The sequence below is a fragment of the Mucilaginibacter gossypiicola genome (assembly GCF_900110105.1).
GTDB classification, from domain to species: Bacteria; Bacteroidota; Bacteroidia; order Sphingobacteriales; family Sphingobacteriaceae; genus Mucilaginibacter; species Mucilaginibacter gossypiicola.
The window spans coordinates 784,693-801,518 of the sequence record NZ_FOCL01000003.1 but is presented as its reverse complement, the minus strand read 5'-3'; the positions used below and the strand labels follow the sequence as shown (position 1 = coordinate 801,518).

The 16,826-nt window shown below is 43.3% G+C and carries 10 protein-coding genes; all 10 read left to right on the top strand.

What is annotated here, in order from left to right:
- Positions 1–199: 199 nt before the first annotated feature.
- The 10 genes from BMX50_RS13245 (at position 200) to BMX50_RS13195 (ending at position 16,794) form a co-directional block, all read left to right on the top strand.
- The gene (locus tag BMX50_RS13245) at positions 200–3,226 is read left to right on the top strand and encodes a SusC/RagA family TonB-linked outer membrane protein (protein ID WP_091210990.1); all 3,027 of its coding nucleotides are present in this window, start codon (positions 200–202) and stop codon (positions 3,224–3,226) included.
- Positions 3,227–3,254: 28 nt separating this feature from the next.
- Entirely contained in the window at positions 3,255–4,652 is a 1,398-nt protein-coding gene (locus tag BMX50_RS13240; protein WP_091210989.1) for a SusD/RagB family nutrient-binding outer membrane lipoprotein, read from the top strand.
- A 122-nt stretch (positions 4,653–4,774) separates the two neighbouring features.
- On the top strand, positions 4,775–5,713 hold the full coding sequence (locus BMX50_RS13235) for a dihydrodipicolinate synthase family protein (protein WP_091210988.1): 939 nt from the start codon (positions 4,775–4,777) through the stop codon (positions 5,711–5,713).
- Positions 5,714–5,719: 6 nt separating this feature from the next.
- The gene (locus BMX50_RS13230) at positions 5,720–6,721 is read left to right on the top strand and encodes a 4-hydroxyproline epimerase (RefSeq protein ID WP_091210987.1); all 1,002 of its coding nucleotides are present in this window, start codon (positions 5,720–5,722) and stop codon (positions 6,719–6,721) included.
- Between the two features lie 226 nt (positions 6,722–6,947).
- Positions 6,948–8,192, top strand: coding sequence for an NAD(P)/FAD-dependent oxidoreductase (locus tag BMX50_RS13225; protein ID WP_091210986.1), 1,245 nt, complete (start codon positions 6,948–6,950; stop codon positions 8,190–8,192).
- 426 nt (positions 8,193–8,618) lie between these two features.
- Positions 8,619–9,521, top strand: a complete 903-nt coding sequence (locus BMX50_RS13215) for an AraC family transcriptional regulator (RefSeq protein WP_091210984.1) — start codon at positions 8,619–8,621, stop codon at positions 9,519–9,521.
- A 40-nt stretch (positions 9,522–9,561) separates the two neighbouring features.
- Positions 9,562–11,361: a DUF885 family protein gene (locus BMX50_RS13210; protein ID WP_244280963.1), complete on the top strand. Its 1,800-nt coding sequence runs from the start codon at positions 9,562–9,564 to the stop codon at positions 11,359–11,361.
- Between the two features lie 85 nt (positions 11,362–11,446).
- On the top strand, positions 11,447–12,880 hold the full coding sequence (locus BMX50_RS13205) for an APC family permease (RefSeq protein WP_091210983.1): 1,434 nt from the start codon (positions 11,447–11,449) through the stop codon (positions 12,878–12,880).
- Between the two features lie 11 nt (positions 12,881–12,891).
- The gene (locus BMX50_RS13200; protein ID WP_091210982.1) at positions 12,892–15,114 is read left to right on the top strand and encodes a putative Ig domain-containing protein; all 2,223 of its coding nucleotides are present in this window, start codon (positions 12,892–12,894) and stop codon (positions 15,112–15,114) included.
- Between the two features lie 195 nt (positions 15,115–15,309).
- Positions 15,310–16,794 carry an aldehyde dehydrogenase (NADP(+)) gene (locus tag BMX50_RS13195; RefSeq protein WP_091210981.1) on the top strand — a complete coding sequence of 495 codons (1,485 nt, stop codon included), beginning with the start codon at positions 15,310–15,312 and terminating at the stop codon, positions 16,792–16,794.
- The last annotated feature ends 32 nt before the right edge of the window (positions 16,795–16,826 follow it).

Sequence of the window (16,826 nt, the reverse complement as noted above, 5' to 3'; positions counted from 1 at the left end):
GGAATTAACCATCAATATATTAACGCTTTAACAGCTTTATACATAAATATAATATCAAATTAATGCTATTGTAACAGGAATGTTAAGATACGGGTAGTATTGGCAAATTTCATAAAAAAACAAGGGGCGGCTCGCGGATAGTTTTACGTGTCTGAAATACAGCGTGTAATATATAGTTTTTAACCCCAAAATTTAATTTATGAAGTTTAAACAATTACTAAAGAGGTTCATTTTGCCTTTACTAAGTGTGTTTGTGTTTTGTTACAGCACATACGCGCAAACAGTAACACTAAAAGGAAAGGTAACCGACGAGAAGGGCGAGCCAATAGCTGGCGCTTCCGTTAAAATAAAAAATACAAACGTCGGTTCTGTTACTAATGCCGGCGGTTTGTACAACCTTAATTATACCGGGCAAGGAACGCTGATTGTAACAGCTATAGGTTTTACCGCACAGGAAGTAAAACTTACCGGCCAGGCGCAAGTCAACATTGCATTAGTTGAGGATAACAAAGTTCTTAACGAAGTTGTTGTAACTGCACTGGGCATAAAGCGCGATAAAAGGATCCTGACTTATAGTTCTCAGGAAATAAAGAGCGAGTCGCTTGCTCAATCAAAAGAGCCTAATCTTGTAAACGCAATAGCCGGTAAAGTTGCTGGTGTGCAGGTAACAAGTTCATCAGGTACTCCGGGTAGTTCGGCCAGGATCGTGATCAGGGGAGGGTCTTCATTTTTTGGTACTAACGAACCTTTAATGGTTATTGATGGTGTGCCTGTTGACAACTCAGAAACCGGTAACCTTAATACGGGGCCCGGTACAAACAGGATAGCCGATATCGATCCATCTATTATTGCCAGTATGAACGTGTTAAAAGGTGCGGCAGCTACCGCATTATACGGTTCAAAAGGCGCTAATGGTGTTGTTATCATTACTACCAAAAACGGCGCTTTAAATAAAAAGCCGCTCATCACATTCTCTTCCGACTTTTCATTTGAAAATCCGTTATTACCTCAAATTCAAAGCAAGTATTCATTGGGTACAAATGGTATTTATTATGATGGTGTAACAAATAAAACAAGCACATCTTGGGGCGCCGAGATGGATACATTGAAAATAAACGGGCAGCCTGCAAAAGTTTATAACCAGTCCGATCTATTCTTTAAAACCGGTCATACTTACAACAATACTGTAAACATAGGCGGTGGCGGTAACAATTCTACTTACCTGGTTTCATACTCTAATTTTAACCAGCAGGGTACTGTGCCAACAACAAAATTTTTGCGCAATACATTTTTCGCAAAATATAGTGCACAGGTACTAAAAAACCTGAACACTACTTTTCAGTTAAATTATTCAAATTCGCAAAACGACAGGTTGCCGGAGGGTTACGCACTTGAAAGCCCGGTTTGGACAGTTTTTACCGCACCGGTTTCGTACAATCTGCAGCCTTATTTAAATGCCGATGGTACACAGCGTTTATATCGTTTCTCGCGTAATAACCCATATTGGGTATTGGACAATATCAAAAACCACTCAAGCGTTAACAGGTTTTTACCAACTTTTACTGCCGATTATAAACCCCTGCCATGGTTAACCATTACTGAAAGGTTTGGTGCCGATGTTTATACAGAAATGGACAGGTATCATGAATCAACTCAGTCGGTATCAAATCCTAATGGTCGTTTGGTTGATAACAACACTACCTACCGCCAGTACAATAACGATTTATTGCTGAGTGCCAATAAGCAGTTTGGCGACTTTAACGTTGACGTTATATTAGGTAATAACCTTATCTCCACATATAGCGAAAATACTTACGCCAATGGTGTTGGCTTAACTGTACCCGGTTTGTATAATATGGCTTCTGCTTCAACAGTTAACTACAGTGAGAGTTCAACATTACAACGGAAAATTGGTTTCTACCTGCAATCAAATATCGAATATAAGCGATTCCTGTTATTATCATTAACCGGCAGGTATGATGGTAATTCGGTACTATCAACCGACCATAATTTTTACCCTTATGGTTCCGCCGCGGGTAGTTTTATATTTTCAGAGTTTTTTAGTCCGGAGCTTTCAAAGGTGATGAACCTGGGTAAAGTTAGGGTTTCCTACGGTACAGTAGGTAACGACGGCAGTATCGGCGCATACAGTTTATTAACGCCTTACAATAAAGCAACCATTCGTAACCTTGCTTTCCCTTATAACCAGCAGGCTGGTTTTTTAATCAGCGATGTACTGGGCAATCCAAATCTTAAAAACGAGCGTATCAACGAGTTTGAAGCGGGCTTTGAAGCGGGTTTTTTTAATAACCGTATCAGCCTTGAAGCATCTTTCTACAGTAAAAAAACAATTGATGGTATTATACCAAATGTGGCTATTGCGGCATCAACAGGTTATGCATCAACAGGTGTAAACTCAGCGGTAATGCGCAATAGGGGTATTGAAATATTGCTTAACGCCACCCCAATTAAGGGCCGTGATTTTAACTGGGACCTTACTTTAAACTTTACCCGCAACAGAAACAAAGTGTTATCTATTTATGGCGATCAACAGGTATTGGGTAACGGTTTTACCAATATTGTGGTTGGGCAGCCTTACGGAGTAATATATGGTACCCGCTATGCACGTAATGCGGCAGGTAAGTTACTAACTGATGATACAGGCCTGCCATATGCTGATGATACACAGGGCATAGTGGGTAATATTAACCCTAACTGGCTTGGCGGCATTAACAATAACTTCAGGTACAAACAATTCAATTTCAGTTTCTTCTTTGATATCAAACGTGGTGGCGATATCCAAAATAACGTTGATGGCTACGGTTACTTTTATGGTACGCCAAAAGTTACCGAAAACCGTGGTTTACGGGTGGTTGATGGTGTAAACGCTACTACTGGCCAGCCTAATACCGTAGCTGTAAACGGTCAGGCTTATTATCAGCGTATAAACAGCGTGTTGGAGTCCGTAATTCAGGATGGCAGCTACGTTAAACTGCGTAATGTTAGTTTAGGCTATACTTTAAAACCATCATGGTTAAGCAAGAGTCCTTTCAAATCGGCAACGTTCAGTGTAACCGGCCGTAACCTTTGGATCCACGCGCCACACTTTACCGGCGGCGACCCGGAAGTTAGCTCATTTGGTTCGTCAAACGGCTCACAGGGTATCTATTCATTCTCAACCCCAACTTCAAAATCAGTTGATTTTAGCCTGAGAGTTACCCTATAATTTAAAATCATTAATAAGAGAAATTGTCATGAAAAATAAATATATCACGTTAGTAACATGCGCGTTAGTAAGCTTTACGGGCTGTAAAAAATACATTGATGTAAACCACGACCCCAACAGGCCTATAGATGTTAAAGAATCACTGATCCTGGCCCCGGTTGAAGCGGCCATATCACAGAATATTACTGCTGCGGGTGGTGCTAACCTCGCTATAGTATTACAGCAATACCTTCAGGTAATAGCTTTAAACCAGGTACCACCAAACTTTGGTACCTATCTCATGTATCATCAGGACATGGATAGCGATTGGTACAACTTTTATGTACAGGTAATGAATAATCTTGTTTTGCTTAATAAAAAAGCAGAAGCTGACGGCAATGCTAACTACGCGGGAATATCAAAGATCTTGCTTGCCTATACGCTTGGTTCTGCTACTGATGCCTGGGGCGATGTGCCTTATTCAAAAAGTTTTCAGGGTACAGATAACCTTACCCCAACATATGATAGCCAGGAAGCAATTTATACGCAGATACAAACCCTGCTTGATAACGCTATCGCAGATATCGCTAAAAATACCACTACGGTACCTACAGGTGATGATTTTTACTATGGCGGCGATATGAGTAAATGGAAAAAAGCGGCTTACACATTAAAAGCACGTTATTATATGCACTTAACCAAAGCTCCAGGGCATACAGCTGCTGCTCAGGCACAACTGGCGCTTACTGCTCTTGAAAATGGTATGGTAAGCAATGATGATGATATGAAAATGCCATTCACCGGCGGTGCTGGCGCTGAAAACCCCTGGCAACAAAACTTCCTGCCAGGCTCAACACTGGTATTAGCTTCAACGTTTGTTGATGGTTTTAAAACCAGGAAAGACCCACGTTTGTCAAAAATGGTTGCTCCTGCAATTGAAACCGGTTTATATACCGGCCGTCAGATAGGTTTGGAAGATATCGGTAGCTTGGAATCATACTCGTTGGGTGGCTCTTTTTATGCAAGTACAAGCTCAAATAACTACATTGTTACTTACTCGGAAGCATTATTCTTAAAAGCCGAAGCTACATTTGTATTATCAGGTGCTACGGCGGCGCAACCGGTTTATTTGCTGGCTGTTAAATCGCACATGTCAAAATTGGGCATTGCTGATGCCGATGTGAATACTTATTTAGCTTCAAGAGGGACTTTGACCAGTGCTAATGCCATGCAGCTTATTATGGAGGAAAAGTCTGTAGCTAATTTCCTGTCGATGGAGAACTACACCGACTGGAGACGTACCGGCTTCCCGGCGTTAACCAAGGTGAAAAATGCGCTGTCGGATATTCCGCGCAGGGTGCTTTATCCGCAGTCAGAAATGACCTCAAACCCTCAGTCGCAGCAAAGTGCTAAGCTTACTGACAGGGTTTGGTGGGATGCGCAATAGGCGTTATTTAGCAGGCACGTTGCCGGTAAGCGATATTATAGGTTAAAATACGGTTAGTGTCTGCTAAATTGTTAAATAAACAATACTTATTACTATTTTAATTTTGTGAAAAATAATATACAATGATAAATTTTGATTGGAAAGGCGTACTCCCTGCAGTAACTACTAAATTTACAGATAATGACGAACTTGATTTTGAAGCTTTTGATATAAACCTGAACGCCCAGCTTGAAGCCGGTGTTGACGGATTTATATTAGGCGGCTCATTAGGCGAAGCGAGCGTATTAAGCGATGATGAAAAATTTGCTTTGCTTGCCCACACTGTTGAGTTTGTTGAAGGAAAAGTTCCTGTTATATTGAATATTGCCGAACAAACTACCAAAGCGGCTGTTGCTTATGCTCAAAAAGCACTGGATAAAGGTGCCGATGGCCTGATGTTGTTGCCGCCTATGCGTTACAATAGCGAAGCCCGCGAAACCGTCGCTTACCTTACAACTATTGCAAAAAGTACCGAACTGCCAATCATGATCTACAATAACCCTGTTGATTATAAAATTGAGGTTACTTTAGATATGTTTGCCGAACTTGCTGCTTATGATAATATCCAGGCGGTAAAAGAATCAACCCGTGATGTATCAAACGTTACCCGTATGATCAATCGTTTTGGTGACAGGTACAAGATCTTTACCGGTGTTGATCCACTGGCTATGGAAAGCCTTGTGATGGGTGCTGACGGTTGGGTTGCAGGTTTGGTTGATGCCTTCCCTAAAGAAACCGTTGCTATTTATCGTTTGGTTAAAGCAAAAAGGTATGATGAGGCATTGGCTATCTATCGTTGGTTTTTACCTGTACTTGAGCTGGATATTCATCCTAAACTGGTACAGTACATTAAACTGGCCGAGGTTGCAACCGGTATAGGTACCGAAAATGTACGTGCGCCGCGTTTACCAATAATTGGTGCTGAGCGCGAAAAAGTTCAAAAAATTATTGATGATGCACTTGCTGCAAGGCCCGAATTGCCTGTTGGAAGCTGGGGTAAATTGACAGAAGTAGCGTTATAATTGCATATGGCAAGTAAAACTTTCTTTTGTGTTGATGCACACACCTGCGGTAATCCCGTAAGGCTGGTGGCCGGCGGCGGTCCCACACTAAAAGGCGACAACATGAGCCAGAAACGTCAACACTTTTTAAAGGAGTACGACTGGATCAGGACGGGCCTGATGTTTGAACCCCGCGGGCATGATATGATGTCGGGCAGTATCCTGTATCCACCTCATGATCCGGAAAACGACGTTGCTGTTTTGTTCATTGAAACCAGCGGTTGTTTACCCATGTGTGGTCACGGAACTATCGGCACCATCACCATAGCTATTGAGGAAGGACTGATCCAGCCTAAAACCCCGGGTATAGTACGCATGGAAGCACCTGCAGGTCTGGTATTGATCGAGTATAAACAGGAGGGCAAAAAGGTAACTTCGGTGAAACTCAGAAACGTGGCCGCATATCTTGCCGCGACTGATTTAGAAGTGGAATGCCCTGACCTTGGCACGCTTACTATCGACGTTTCGTATGGTGGTAATTACTATGCCATTGTTGATCCTCAGCCTAATTTTAAAGGTATCGAGCATTATACAGCCGGTCAGTTGATAGCCTGGAGCCAGGTGCTGCGTAAACGCATCAACGAAAAATATCAGTTCGTGCATCCGCAGGATCCTACCATAAATACCTGTACCCATATTCTTTGGGCAGGTGCTACTTTATCGGCAGATTCAACTGCACGTAACGCGGTATTTTACGGCGATAAAGCTATCGACCGGTCGCCTTGCGGAACAGGCACATCTGCGCGTATGGCGCAATGGTTTGCCAAAGGTAAATTGAAAGTAGGTGAGCCTTTTATTCACGAAAGTATCATCGGCAGTAAGTTTATTGGCAAAGTTGAGGATGTGGTGAAGATCAATGATTTTGATGCCATTATACCAAGTGTAGAAGGCTGGGCCAAAGTATATGGTTACAATACCATCAAGATTGATGATGACGATCCTTATGCACATGGTTTCCAGGTGATATAAAATAGAGTAAACGAAGGACTTTCAAAATCCCCTCTTGAGAGGGGGCGCGGAGGAAAAAGCGTTGGTAGGGGTGTGTTTCTACGATTGATTTATCATAGCAGAAACACACCCCTCCACCCCTCTCAAGAGGGGAATCGCACAGCCCGCCCTTTTAACTGTTTTAATTAATAATTTTCTAAATAAAGCTTTCGGCTTTTCGCCTTAAGCTTTCAGCTTAAAATAAAAAATGGCAAAGGTGCTGATAATAGGAGGTGGGATAGTAGGACTTAGTTCGGCTTATTATTTACAAAAGGCCGGGCATGAGGTTACTGTGCTTGATAAGGGCGACATGACCGATAGCTGCTCATATGGAAATGCCGGTATGATAGTGCCAAGTCATTTTATCCCGCTGGCAACGCCGGGTATGGTTTCGCAGGGTATCAAGTGGATGTTTAACAGCAAAAGCCCGTTCTACGTAAAACCATCCCTAAACCCCGAACTGATTTCATGGGGATTGAAATTTTTAAAGAAAGCTAATGCCGCGCACGTTGAAAAATCGGCGGTTCCGTTAACGGAGCTTTCCCTGCTCAGCAAAAGGCTTTATGAAGATTTGAGCAAGGAACCTGGTTTTGATTTCGACCTGGTTGAAAAAGGCATCCTGATGTTTTATAAAACCGAAAAGGCTGGTGAGGAAGAAGCGCACATGGCCGAAAAGGGTAGGGAACTGGGTTTGGATATGGCTGTGCTTAGTGTTGATGACTGTAAAAAGCTGCAACCAAAGCTTGAGCTTGATGTGTTGGGTGCGGTACATTACCGTTGCGATGCGCACCTGTCGCCAAACAAACTAATGGCTGCTTTGATCAAACACTTGAAAACTGTTGGTGTGAAGTTGGTTGCCAATAAAGAGGTTACCAAAATTGAGACCAAAGGCGGTAAAGTGAGCAAAGTATTGGCAGGCAACGAAGAGTTTATTGCCGATGAATATATTATTGCAGGCGGCTCATGGTCGCCGGCTATTGGCAGGTTATTGGGTTTAAAGATCCTGTTGATGCCTGGCAAAGGTTACTCCTTTACTGTAAAGGATGATACCGAAACTATGCACATCCCCGCTTTATTAGCTGAAGCCCGTGTTGCAATTACCCCAATGAATGGTGGTTTACGTTATGGTGGTACTATGGAGCTTGACAAGATCAACGACCGTATCAACATGAACCGCGTAAAAGGGATTGTTGAGTCAGTACCGAAGTATTTCCCGGGTTTAAAACCTGCTGTTCCTGAGCAAAAAGATATCTGGTTCGGTTTCCGGCCTTCATCTGCCGACGGCTTGCCTTATATTGGCAGGAGTAAACAATACAGCAACCTTACTGTAGCAACCGGACATGGTATGATGGGCTTGAGCCTTGGCGCGGCAACGGGTTTACTGGCAAACGAAATTATTTCGGGCAAACCAACCTCTATTGATATTAAAGAATTTGCTCCTGAAAGATCTTAATTTAAACAATTGATTACCCTTCCGGCTTGCCGGAAAACGGAACCGCTCATTCACCCCTGATGAGCGGTTTTTTTCGTTAACAGGGGCAGGTTTTATTACCTGCATCATAAAAAACAGGTTAAAAAACGGGTTTTCTGCGTAAAATGCATGGTTAGTGTAAAATGTACAATAGTTGTATTATATACAATTAAAAATATTTTATTCGGCCAAATATTAGCTGTGGTGACTATAATTTTGATTTTAATTGTTTATATAACATTTAATTTACTTTCTATTTATTGGATAAAGATGGGTTTTTCGGTCAATTTTGGCACCTGTATCAACCATAAATTATCAAATATTGCCCGTATTTTATCCTTTTAACTTCATTTGTTAGCAAATTAAGTTAAGTAATTGTAAATTCAACAAGTGATAATCAAGTAGCAGATGAAAGTTTTACAATTTACTATCCCGGTTCCGCACGATAAAAGTGTGATAGCAGAAAAGGTTAGCTTGCCTTACCATTACCCCTACCTGCACCGTCATAAAGAAATTCAGCTCACCTGGATACAGCAGGGTGAGGGGACTTTAATTGCAGGAAATAACATGCATGATTACTCCGCAGGCGACTTGTTTTTAATAGGTGCCAACCTGCCGCATGTGTTTAAAAGTAACCCCGAATATTTTGCGCCCAATGCCAACAAACAAATAGAAGCGCTTACTATATTTTTTAACCCGGAAGGGGCTTTGGCGCCGCTGTTTAATTTGCCCGAGCTTAAACCAAGCCTGATATTTATGCAGCAGCACCAGCAAGGCTTTAAATTGCCGCATTCTGTTGTTGATAAAGTATCGCAGATCATGATCGCTTTGCAAAAGGCATCAGGACCTGATCAGCTTATCCAGTTTTTTCATTTGCTTAAAGGGCTTACGAATATCAAGGGTAAACTTGACCCTTTATCAACTTACGGCAACCTGCCGGGCATTACCGAAAACGAAGGGATCAGGATCGGTAATATTTATAACTACATCATGCAGCACTATAGCGAACCCATCACACTTGAGGATGTAGCTAAAGTTGCTTATATGACTCCCGAGTCGTTTTGCAGATATTTCAAAAAACATACCGGTCATACTTTTATTTCGTTCCTGAACGAGATCAGGATCAATGAGGCATGTAAAAAGCTTATCGCTCATAAGTTTGAAAGTATTAATACGGTAGCTTATAAGTGCGGTTTTAAAAGCATTACCAACTTTAACCGGGTGTTCAAATGCGTAATTGGTAATTCGCCACGGGGCTATCTCGATTCATACAACAATAATCTTATCAGCCTGAACAGGGCTGCCAGCTAATACAACGGCTTTAATCTTTTTACCTCAAACCCAATATATCGTGCTTATTAATACTAAAACAACCATAAAAGGTTTGGCCCTTTATGCCCTTACTTTTGGTGCCCTTACTGCAAATGCGCAAACTGCTCCGGCCAGCAATTTGTATGAGCAAAGCAGCGAAGTAGCCGGTACCATCATCAGGTACGGGCAGGATATGAATGCCATCCGCGACTTTTATTCGCCGTACAACGTTAACGAGCACGGTGAAGATCAGTACAAACAGGATGTGCTTAACTCGCCCGAACAGCGTAAAAGGTTAATTGAGGTTGATAATGATTACCTGAAGCAACTGGAGCAAACAGACTTTAATGCCCTGAGCATATACGGCAAGGTTGATTATATTTTGCTGAAAAAGCGCATTAACTTTGATCTGAAAGACCTGAAGAAGGAAGAAGGCCTGTACAGCCAGGCTGCCAAATACATTTCATTTGCCGATGAGATCTACGCGCTTGAACAAAAACGTCGTCGCGGAACATTTGTTGATGGCGAAAAAGTAGCAGGCGATCTGAACAAGATCTTGAAAGAACTTAAAGCAGATACAACAGCGTATCATAAACTTCCATCGGTGGATATGCCGGTGGCTAAAGTAACCAAAGCTGCTTTATTGGGTTTAAAAGGTCGTTTAAAGGACTTTTTTGGTTTCTATAATAAGTACGACCCTTCGTTTACCTGGTGGGTACCTGAACCTTATAAAGCCGTTGACAATGCGTTGGAAAGGTACAGCGAGCTGGCCATAAGCAAAGGAAAGCTGAACACCAGTCAAAAAAGCGATAGCAGCGGAATCAAAGGTGTGCCTATTGGCAGAGAAGAGTTGATTAGCCAGCTTCAGGCCGAGATGATCCCATACACGCCCGAAGAACTTATTAAACTGGCCAACAAGGAGTTTGCCTGGTGCGATAAGGAAATGCTGAAAGCATCGCAGGAAATGGGTTTTGGCAACGATTGGAAAAAGGCCCTCGAAAAAGTAAAGAACAGCTATGTTCCTGTTGGCCATCAGCCTGAACTAATTGTTAAATTATATAACGATGCCCTTAGCTTTATTAAAGAGCGCGATCTGATCACGATACCTCCGCTTGCCGAAGAAACCTGGGGAATGGTGATGATGTCGCCGCAGAGACAGTTAGTTAATCCATTCTTTACCGGTGGAAAGGAGATCAGTATCTCATACCCAACCAATACCATGCAGTATGACGACAGACTGATGAGCATGCGCGGCAACAACCCTTACTTTTCGAGGGGAACTGTGCAGCATGAGCTGATCCCCGGTCATAACCTGCAATATTTCATGAACAGTCGTTATAAGGCTTATCGCCAGGATTTCGGGACGCCATTTGCTATTGAAGGTTGGGCTTTATACTGGGAGCTATTGTTATACGACAAAGGTTTTGCCAAAACTCCTGAAGAACGGGTAGGCATGCTGTTCTGGCGTATGCATCGTTGTGCCAGGATCATATTCTCGCTCAACTATCATTTAGGCAACTGGACTCCACAGCAATGTATCGACTTTTTGGTTGACCGTGTAGGTCATGAACGTGCAAATGCCGAGGGTGAAGTAAGGCGCTCATTTGAAGGGGGCTATAGTCCGCTTTACCAGGTGGCTTACCTGTTAGGTGGTTTGCAGTTGACAGAATTGAGGAAAGAACTGGTTGATAGCGGCAAAATGACCTTTAAACAATTCCATGACGCTGCCATTAAAGAAAACCTGATCCCGGTTGAAATGCTGCGGGCCACGTTAACTAACCAGGCTTTAACCAAAGATTTTACAACAAGCTGGAAATTTTACGATTTCGGAAGTAAGTAACTAAATAGACCTATTATTAAATAGCATTGAAGTAAAGCTATCAGCTTTAAGCCTTATGCTTTCTGCTTTTATATAAAAACATTTTATGGAGAACAGCACTTCTTTTAAGCCTTCGTTGCGGTTGATGGATGCCACCATGCTGGTGGCGGGCAGTATGATAGGCTCCGGTATTTTTATTGTGAGCGCCGATATTACCCGCAATGTGGGTAGCGCAGGCTGGTTGTTATTTGTTTGGCTCATTACCGGTTTTATGACCCTTACCGCCGCCCTGAGTTACGGCGAACTGAGTGCCATGTTCCCGAGGGCTGGAGGTCAGTATGTTTATCTGAAGGAAGCTTATAGTCCTTTGGTTGGGTTTTTATACGGATGGAGCTTCTTTACCGTGATCCAAACAGCTACAATAGCGGCAGTGGGAGTGGCCTTCGCCAAGTTTACCGCATACCTCATCCCGCAACTAAGTGAAAGCCTTGTTGCTGTCGACCTCGGTTTCGTGACCATATCACCGGCGCAACTGCTTTCCATTCTCGTGATCGTGTTTTTAACTTATATCAATACCCGCGGCGTTAACAGCGGCAAAATTGTGCAGACTATTTTCACCATGGCCAAACTGTTGAGTTTGCTGGGTTTAATTGTGTTCGGCCTGTTTTCTTTAAAAGCTTCGGTATGGAATGAAAACTGGAAGAATGCCTGGAGCATGCATAGCCTTAGCGCTAATGGTTCCATTGCTTCGTACACTACTATTGCAGCCTTAGGTGCAATAGCATCGGCAATGGTTGGTTCTATATTCAGCAGCGATTCGTGGAACAATGTAACTTTTATCGCAGGTGAGATCAAAAACCCGAAAAGGAATATCGGTTTAAGCCTGGCCTTGGGTACGCTGATCGTAACGGTGATTTATATTTTAACCAATGTGATGTATACAGGCGTTCTTTCCCTGCATGACATAGCCTCGGCCGATAAGGACAGGGTTGGCGTAGTTGCATCACAGCACATATTTGGCAGTTCGGGTACAGTGATCATTGCCTTGCTCATCATGGTATCCACCTTTGGTTGTAACAACGGGCTCATCATGTCGGGTGCGAGGGTTTACTATTCTATGGCTAAAGACAGGCTTTTCTTTAAAAAAGTAGGCACGCTAAATAAAAATTCGGTACCGGGCTTTGGTCTGTGGCTACAGTGTGTTTTCGCCTGCTTGTGGAGCCTGAGTGGTAAATATGGCGATCTGTTGGATATGATCTCGTTTGTGGTGGTGGTTTTTTATGTGCTTACGATCATCGGGATTTTTATCCTTCGCAAAAAAATGCCCAATGCCGAGCGTCCTTACAAAGCATTCGGTTACCCGGTGTTACCTGTTATTTATATCATTATGGGGATAGCTTTTTGCCTATTGCTCATTAAATATAAACCGGCTTATACCTATCCGGGCCTCATCATCACATTAACGGGCATCCCGGTTTATTACCTGATAGGCGGCAGCAAACAACGCAAAGCTGCTGAGCTCCCTGTTGAAAGTTTATAGACTATCAATTCATGAAAAAGATCTTATCGCTGCTATGGCTTATCACAATGGGCATAGCAGCTCATGCTCAAAACGGAAATTTTGTTAAGCTGAGCACAGCTAAGTTTTCAACCGGTAACGATGCTGCCTGGAAAGAAACCGGTTTTAACGATACAAATTGGAAAAACATTAAAGTTGGCGATGTATGGCAGGAGCAGGGCTACTCCGATTATCATGGCTTTGCCTGGTACCGCATCCACGTGGTTATTCCATCTGCATTAAAAAAGCAATCGGTTTGGGGCGATAGCCTGCGGGTATTCCTTGCCCATGTTAATGATGTTGATGAAACTTATTTTAACGGCAAGCTGATTGGTAAAACCGGGGCATTTCCCGAAGATAGGGGAGGCTATGTGAGCAAATGGCCAGCAGTACGTAATTATTGCATTGCAGCAAATGATCCGGCTATTAAATGGGACCAGGAAAATATCATTGCTATTAAAGTTTACGATGGGGGCGGTTCAGGCGGTATTTTTATGGGTGCACCCTATATCGATATGCTCGAAAAATTTGACGGCATTGTTTTCACCCAAACGGAGATCAGCTTTTTACCCAATGCTCAGTCCGTACGCAAATTGACTATAGGTAATAGTTTTAAAACCAATATCACAGGCAAATTTCATTACCGGATACTTGATGAGGTTACTCAAAAAACAATTGCCGAGAAAACTCTAAACGCAAACCTGCCGCCATTGAGGAAGGAAACTTATACGCTTGCCTTTCCGCATCGTGAGGGTATCAAGCTGTATTATGAATTTACCGAAACGGCATCAGGCAAGACCAAGACCTTTGCCGAGATAGCACCTTATTTGCTTACTCCCAAAGCATCGTTAAAACCGATGATTAACAGCGCGGGAGTTTTAGGTGTGCATCCGGGCTCACCGGTACTTTACAAGATCCCGACAAGCGGGCAGAAGCCATTAAAATATATGGTTAAAAACTTGCCGCAAGGTTTAAGCTTCGATCCTAAAACAGGCATCATAACCGGTACTGCACCAAAGGCCGGAAATTACCTGGTGTTTGTTTCGGTAAGCAATACTTTAGGGAAAGATGAAAAAATATTGACCATTAAATCGGGTAAACTTTTGGCGCTTACCCCGCCCATGGGCTGGAACAGCTGGAACTGCTGGGGATTAAATGTGAGTGACGAAAAGGTAAGGCTTTCGGCCAAAGCCATGGTTGATAAAGGTCTCACAGATTACGGTTGGAACTCCATTAACGTGGATGATGGCTGGCAGGCACCGTCAAGACAATCAAACGGAGAAATAGTACCTAATGAAAAGTTTCCGGATATGAAAGCTTTGGGAACTCATCTGCATCAGCAGGGATTAAAGTTTGGTATTTATTCGTCGCCGGGAGCAAAAACCTGCGGTGGATACCTGGGTTCGTTGGGGCATGAGGGGCAGGATGCCGGCACTTATTTTAACTGGGGTGTTGATTATTTAAAGTACGACCTGTGCAGTTATTCGGATCAAACGGCTGGTGATACCACATTGTTCGCACAGCAAAAGCCCTACATAGTAATGCGTAATGAACTGGCGAAACAACAGCGTGACATTGTTTATAGCATTTGCCAGTATGGTATAAAAGATGTTTGGAAATGGGGCGCGCAAATGAACGGCAACCTGTGGCGTACTACCGAGGATATTACCGATACCTGGGAAAGCCTGTATGGCATCGGCTTTAGTCAAACCAATAATGCGGCTTATGCCGGCCCGGGAGGCTGGAACGACCCCGATATGCTCATTTTGGGCAGGGTAGGCTGGGGCGAAAACCTTCATCAAACTAATCTAACACCCTATGAGCAATACACCCACATGAGTTTGTGGAGCCTTTTATCAGCCCCGTTATTGATTGGCTGCGATATGGATAAGCTTGATGAGTTTACCCTTAACCTGTTAAAAAACCGGGAGGTTATAGCCATTGATCAGGACGTGGCAGGTAAACAGGCTGTACGGGTGATAAACGATAAACAGATCCAGGTTTGGGTGAAACAACTGGCAGATGGCAGCAAAGCTATAGGTATTTTCAATCTTGGTGAAAAATACTCGAAGTATACGCTTGATTTTAACAAGATCCATATGGGTAAGGTTAAAATAGTGCGGGATCTCTGGCAGCAAAAAGATATTGCCAAAAATGTTGCTGCTGTGTCTTGTATCATCCCGCCGCATGGGGTAAGGTTTTATAAATTGATGTAAACAAGACGATTGGCTGTGTGTTGAATACTTAACTGCTTGACCGTTTTTTAATCTGTTTTGAAGTTGTGCTGTAGAAATAAGATAAAATCCTGCTATAACTGGTTAGGAATCTTCAGTACACATCATAAAAGGTTAAATATATTTGCTTGCGCAAAATAATGGCGTAAGCCCTCGTTTTTTACTAAAATATCTGCCATGGCTAACAATTTTAAAGAAGAAAGCACCGAAGAAATAAATATCATCATGCAGCAATCGCAAAGCGCGTTTGAGGCTTACCAAAAAACAAATGCCGAACAAAAGGCCCTGTTTTTAGAAGCTATTGCTGATGAAATAGAAGCAATAGGCGATGCCCTGCTGCAGAAAGCAGCTGAAGAAACTAATCTTCCTTTACCCCGCCTAACCGGCGAGCGTGGCCGTACAACTGGCCAACTTCGCATGTTTGCAGGGATGCTGCGCGAAGGCAGCTGGGTTGAGGCCAGCATTGATACCGCACTGCCAAACAGAACACCGTTACCTCGTCCGGATCTCCGCAAGATGCTTGTTCCGCTGGGCCCGGTAGTTGTTTTTGGTGCAAGTAACTTTCCGTTCGCATATTCAACCGCAGGTGGTGATACCGCCAGTGCTTTAGGCGCAGGTTGTTCGGTAGTAGTAAAAGCTCACCCTGCCCATGCCGAAACTTCAGAAATGGTTTACCAGGCTATCAAAAAAGCTATTGTAAGTAGCAATATGCCTGAACATGTTTTCCAGCATGTACATGGTACTTCGTTTGAAAGTGGTAAAGCGCTGGTTCAGGCAGATGATACCGCCGCAGTGGGCTTCACCGGTTCAACTGTTGGTGGTTTGGCGCTGCTGCAATATTCGTCAGAGCGTAAAAAGCCTATCCCTGTATTTTCGGAAATGGGCAGTATCAACCCGGTTATATTTTTGCCGGATACTTTGAATAAAAACGCCGCCGATCTGGCTGCGCAATATGCAGGTTCCATTACTTTAGGCGTTGGTCAGTTTTGTACTAATCCCGGCTTAATGCTGGCTGTTGAGGGTGAAGGCCTGGATAATTTCTATAAACTGTTGGGTAATGGCATTGAAGATATCAAACCCGCCAAAATGCTGCATGCCGGCATCCATGCGGCTTACGAGAAAAAGAGCCACGCGGCTTTGGAGCAGGGCGGTGTTACCAGCGTTGTAAAATCAGCAACAGAAGCCATCGACATCGAAGCTCAGCCAACTATCGCCCTGGTAAGTGCCGAAACCTTCCTTGAAAATCACCTGTTGCATGAAGAAGTGTTCGGACCATATTCATTAATGGTAGTTTGTAAAGACGAGCTGGAGCTGATCAAAGTATTAAAATCAGTATCTGGTCAGCTTACAACTACAGTAATGGGTACCGATGAGGATTTTGCAGGCCATTCAAACCTGCTTCAATTGCTGCCATCAATTGCTGGCAGGGTACTGTTTAATGGCGTACCAACAGGTGTTGAGGTTTGTGCCAGTATGGTACATGGTGGCCCGTTCCCGGCAACTACCGATAGCCGTTTTACCGCTGTAGGCATCAACGCGGCTAAAAGGTGGGTACGCCCGGTTTGCTTTCAAAACTGCCCTGATGTTTTGTTGCCACTGGCTTTACAGCAAGCTAACCCGACAAAGATCTGGCGCTTGTTTGATGGCGAATGGAAAAAATAGTAAGCCGTTAAACGTCAACAGATAATCAAATT

What these genes read in the sequence shown, in the direction of transcription:
- BMX50_RS13245 (WP_091210990.1), top strand. Translation starts at nt 200, where the DNA reads ATGAAGTTTAAACAATTACTAAAGAGGTTCATTTTGCCTTTACTAAGT.
- BMX50_RS13240 (WP_091210989.1), top strand. Translation starts at nt 3,255, where the DNA reads ATGAAAAATAAATATATCACGTTAGTAACATGCGCGTTAGTAAGCTTT.
- BMX50_RS13235 (WP_091210988.1), top strand. Translation starts at nt 4,775, where the DNA reads ATGATAAATTTTGATTGGAAAGGCGTACTCCCTGCAGTAACTACTAAA.
- BMX50_RS13230 (WP_091210987.1), top strand. Translation starts at nt 5,720, where the DNA reads ATGGCAAGTAAAACTTTCTTTTGTGTTGATGCACACACCTGCGGTAAT.
- BMX50_RS13225 (WP_091210986.1), top strand. Translation starts at nt 6,948, where the DNA reads ATGGCAAAGGTGCTGATAATAGGAGGTGGGATAGTAGGACTTAGTTCG.
- BMX50_RS13215 (WP_091210984.1), top strand. Translation starts at nt 8,619, where the DNA reads ATGAAAGTTTTACAATTTACTATCCCGGTTCCGCACGATAAAAGTGTG.
- BMX50_RS13205 (WP_091210983.1), top strand. Translation starts at nt 11,447, where the DNA reads ATGGAGAACAGCACTTCTTTTAAGCCTTCGTTGCGGTTGATGGATGCC.
- BMX50_RS13200 (WP_091210982.1), top strand. Translation starts at nt 12,892, where the DNA reads ATGAAAAAGATCTTATCGCTGCTATGGCTTATCACAATGGGCATAGCA.
- BMX50_RS13195 (WP_091210981.1), top strand. Translation starts at nt 15,310, where the DNA reads ATGGCTAACAATTTTAAAGAAGAAAGCACCGAAGAAATAAATATCATC.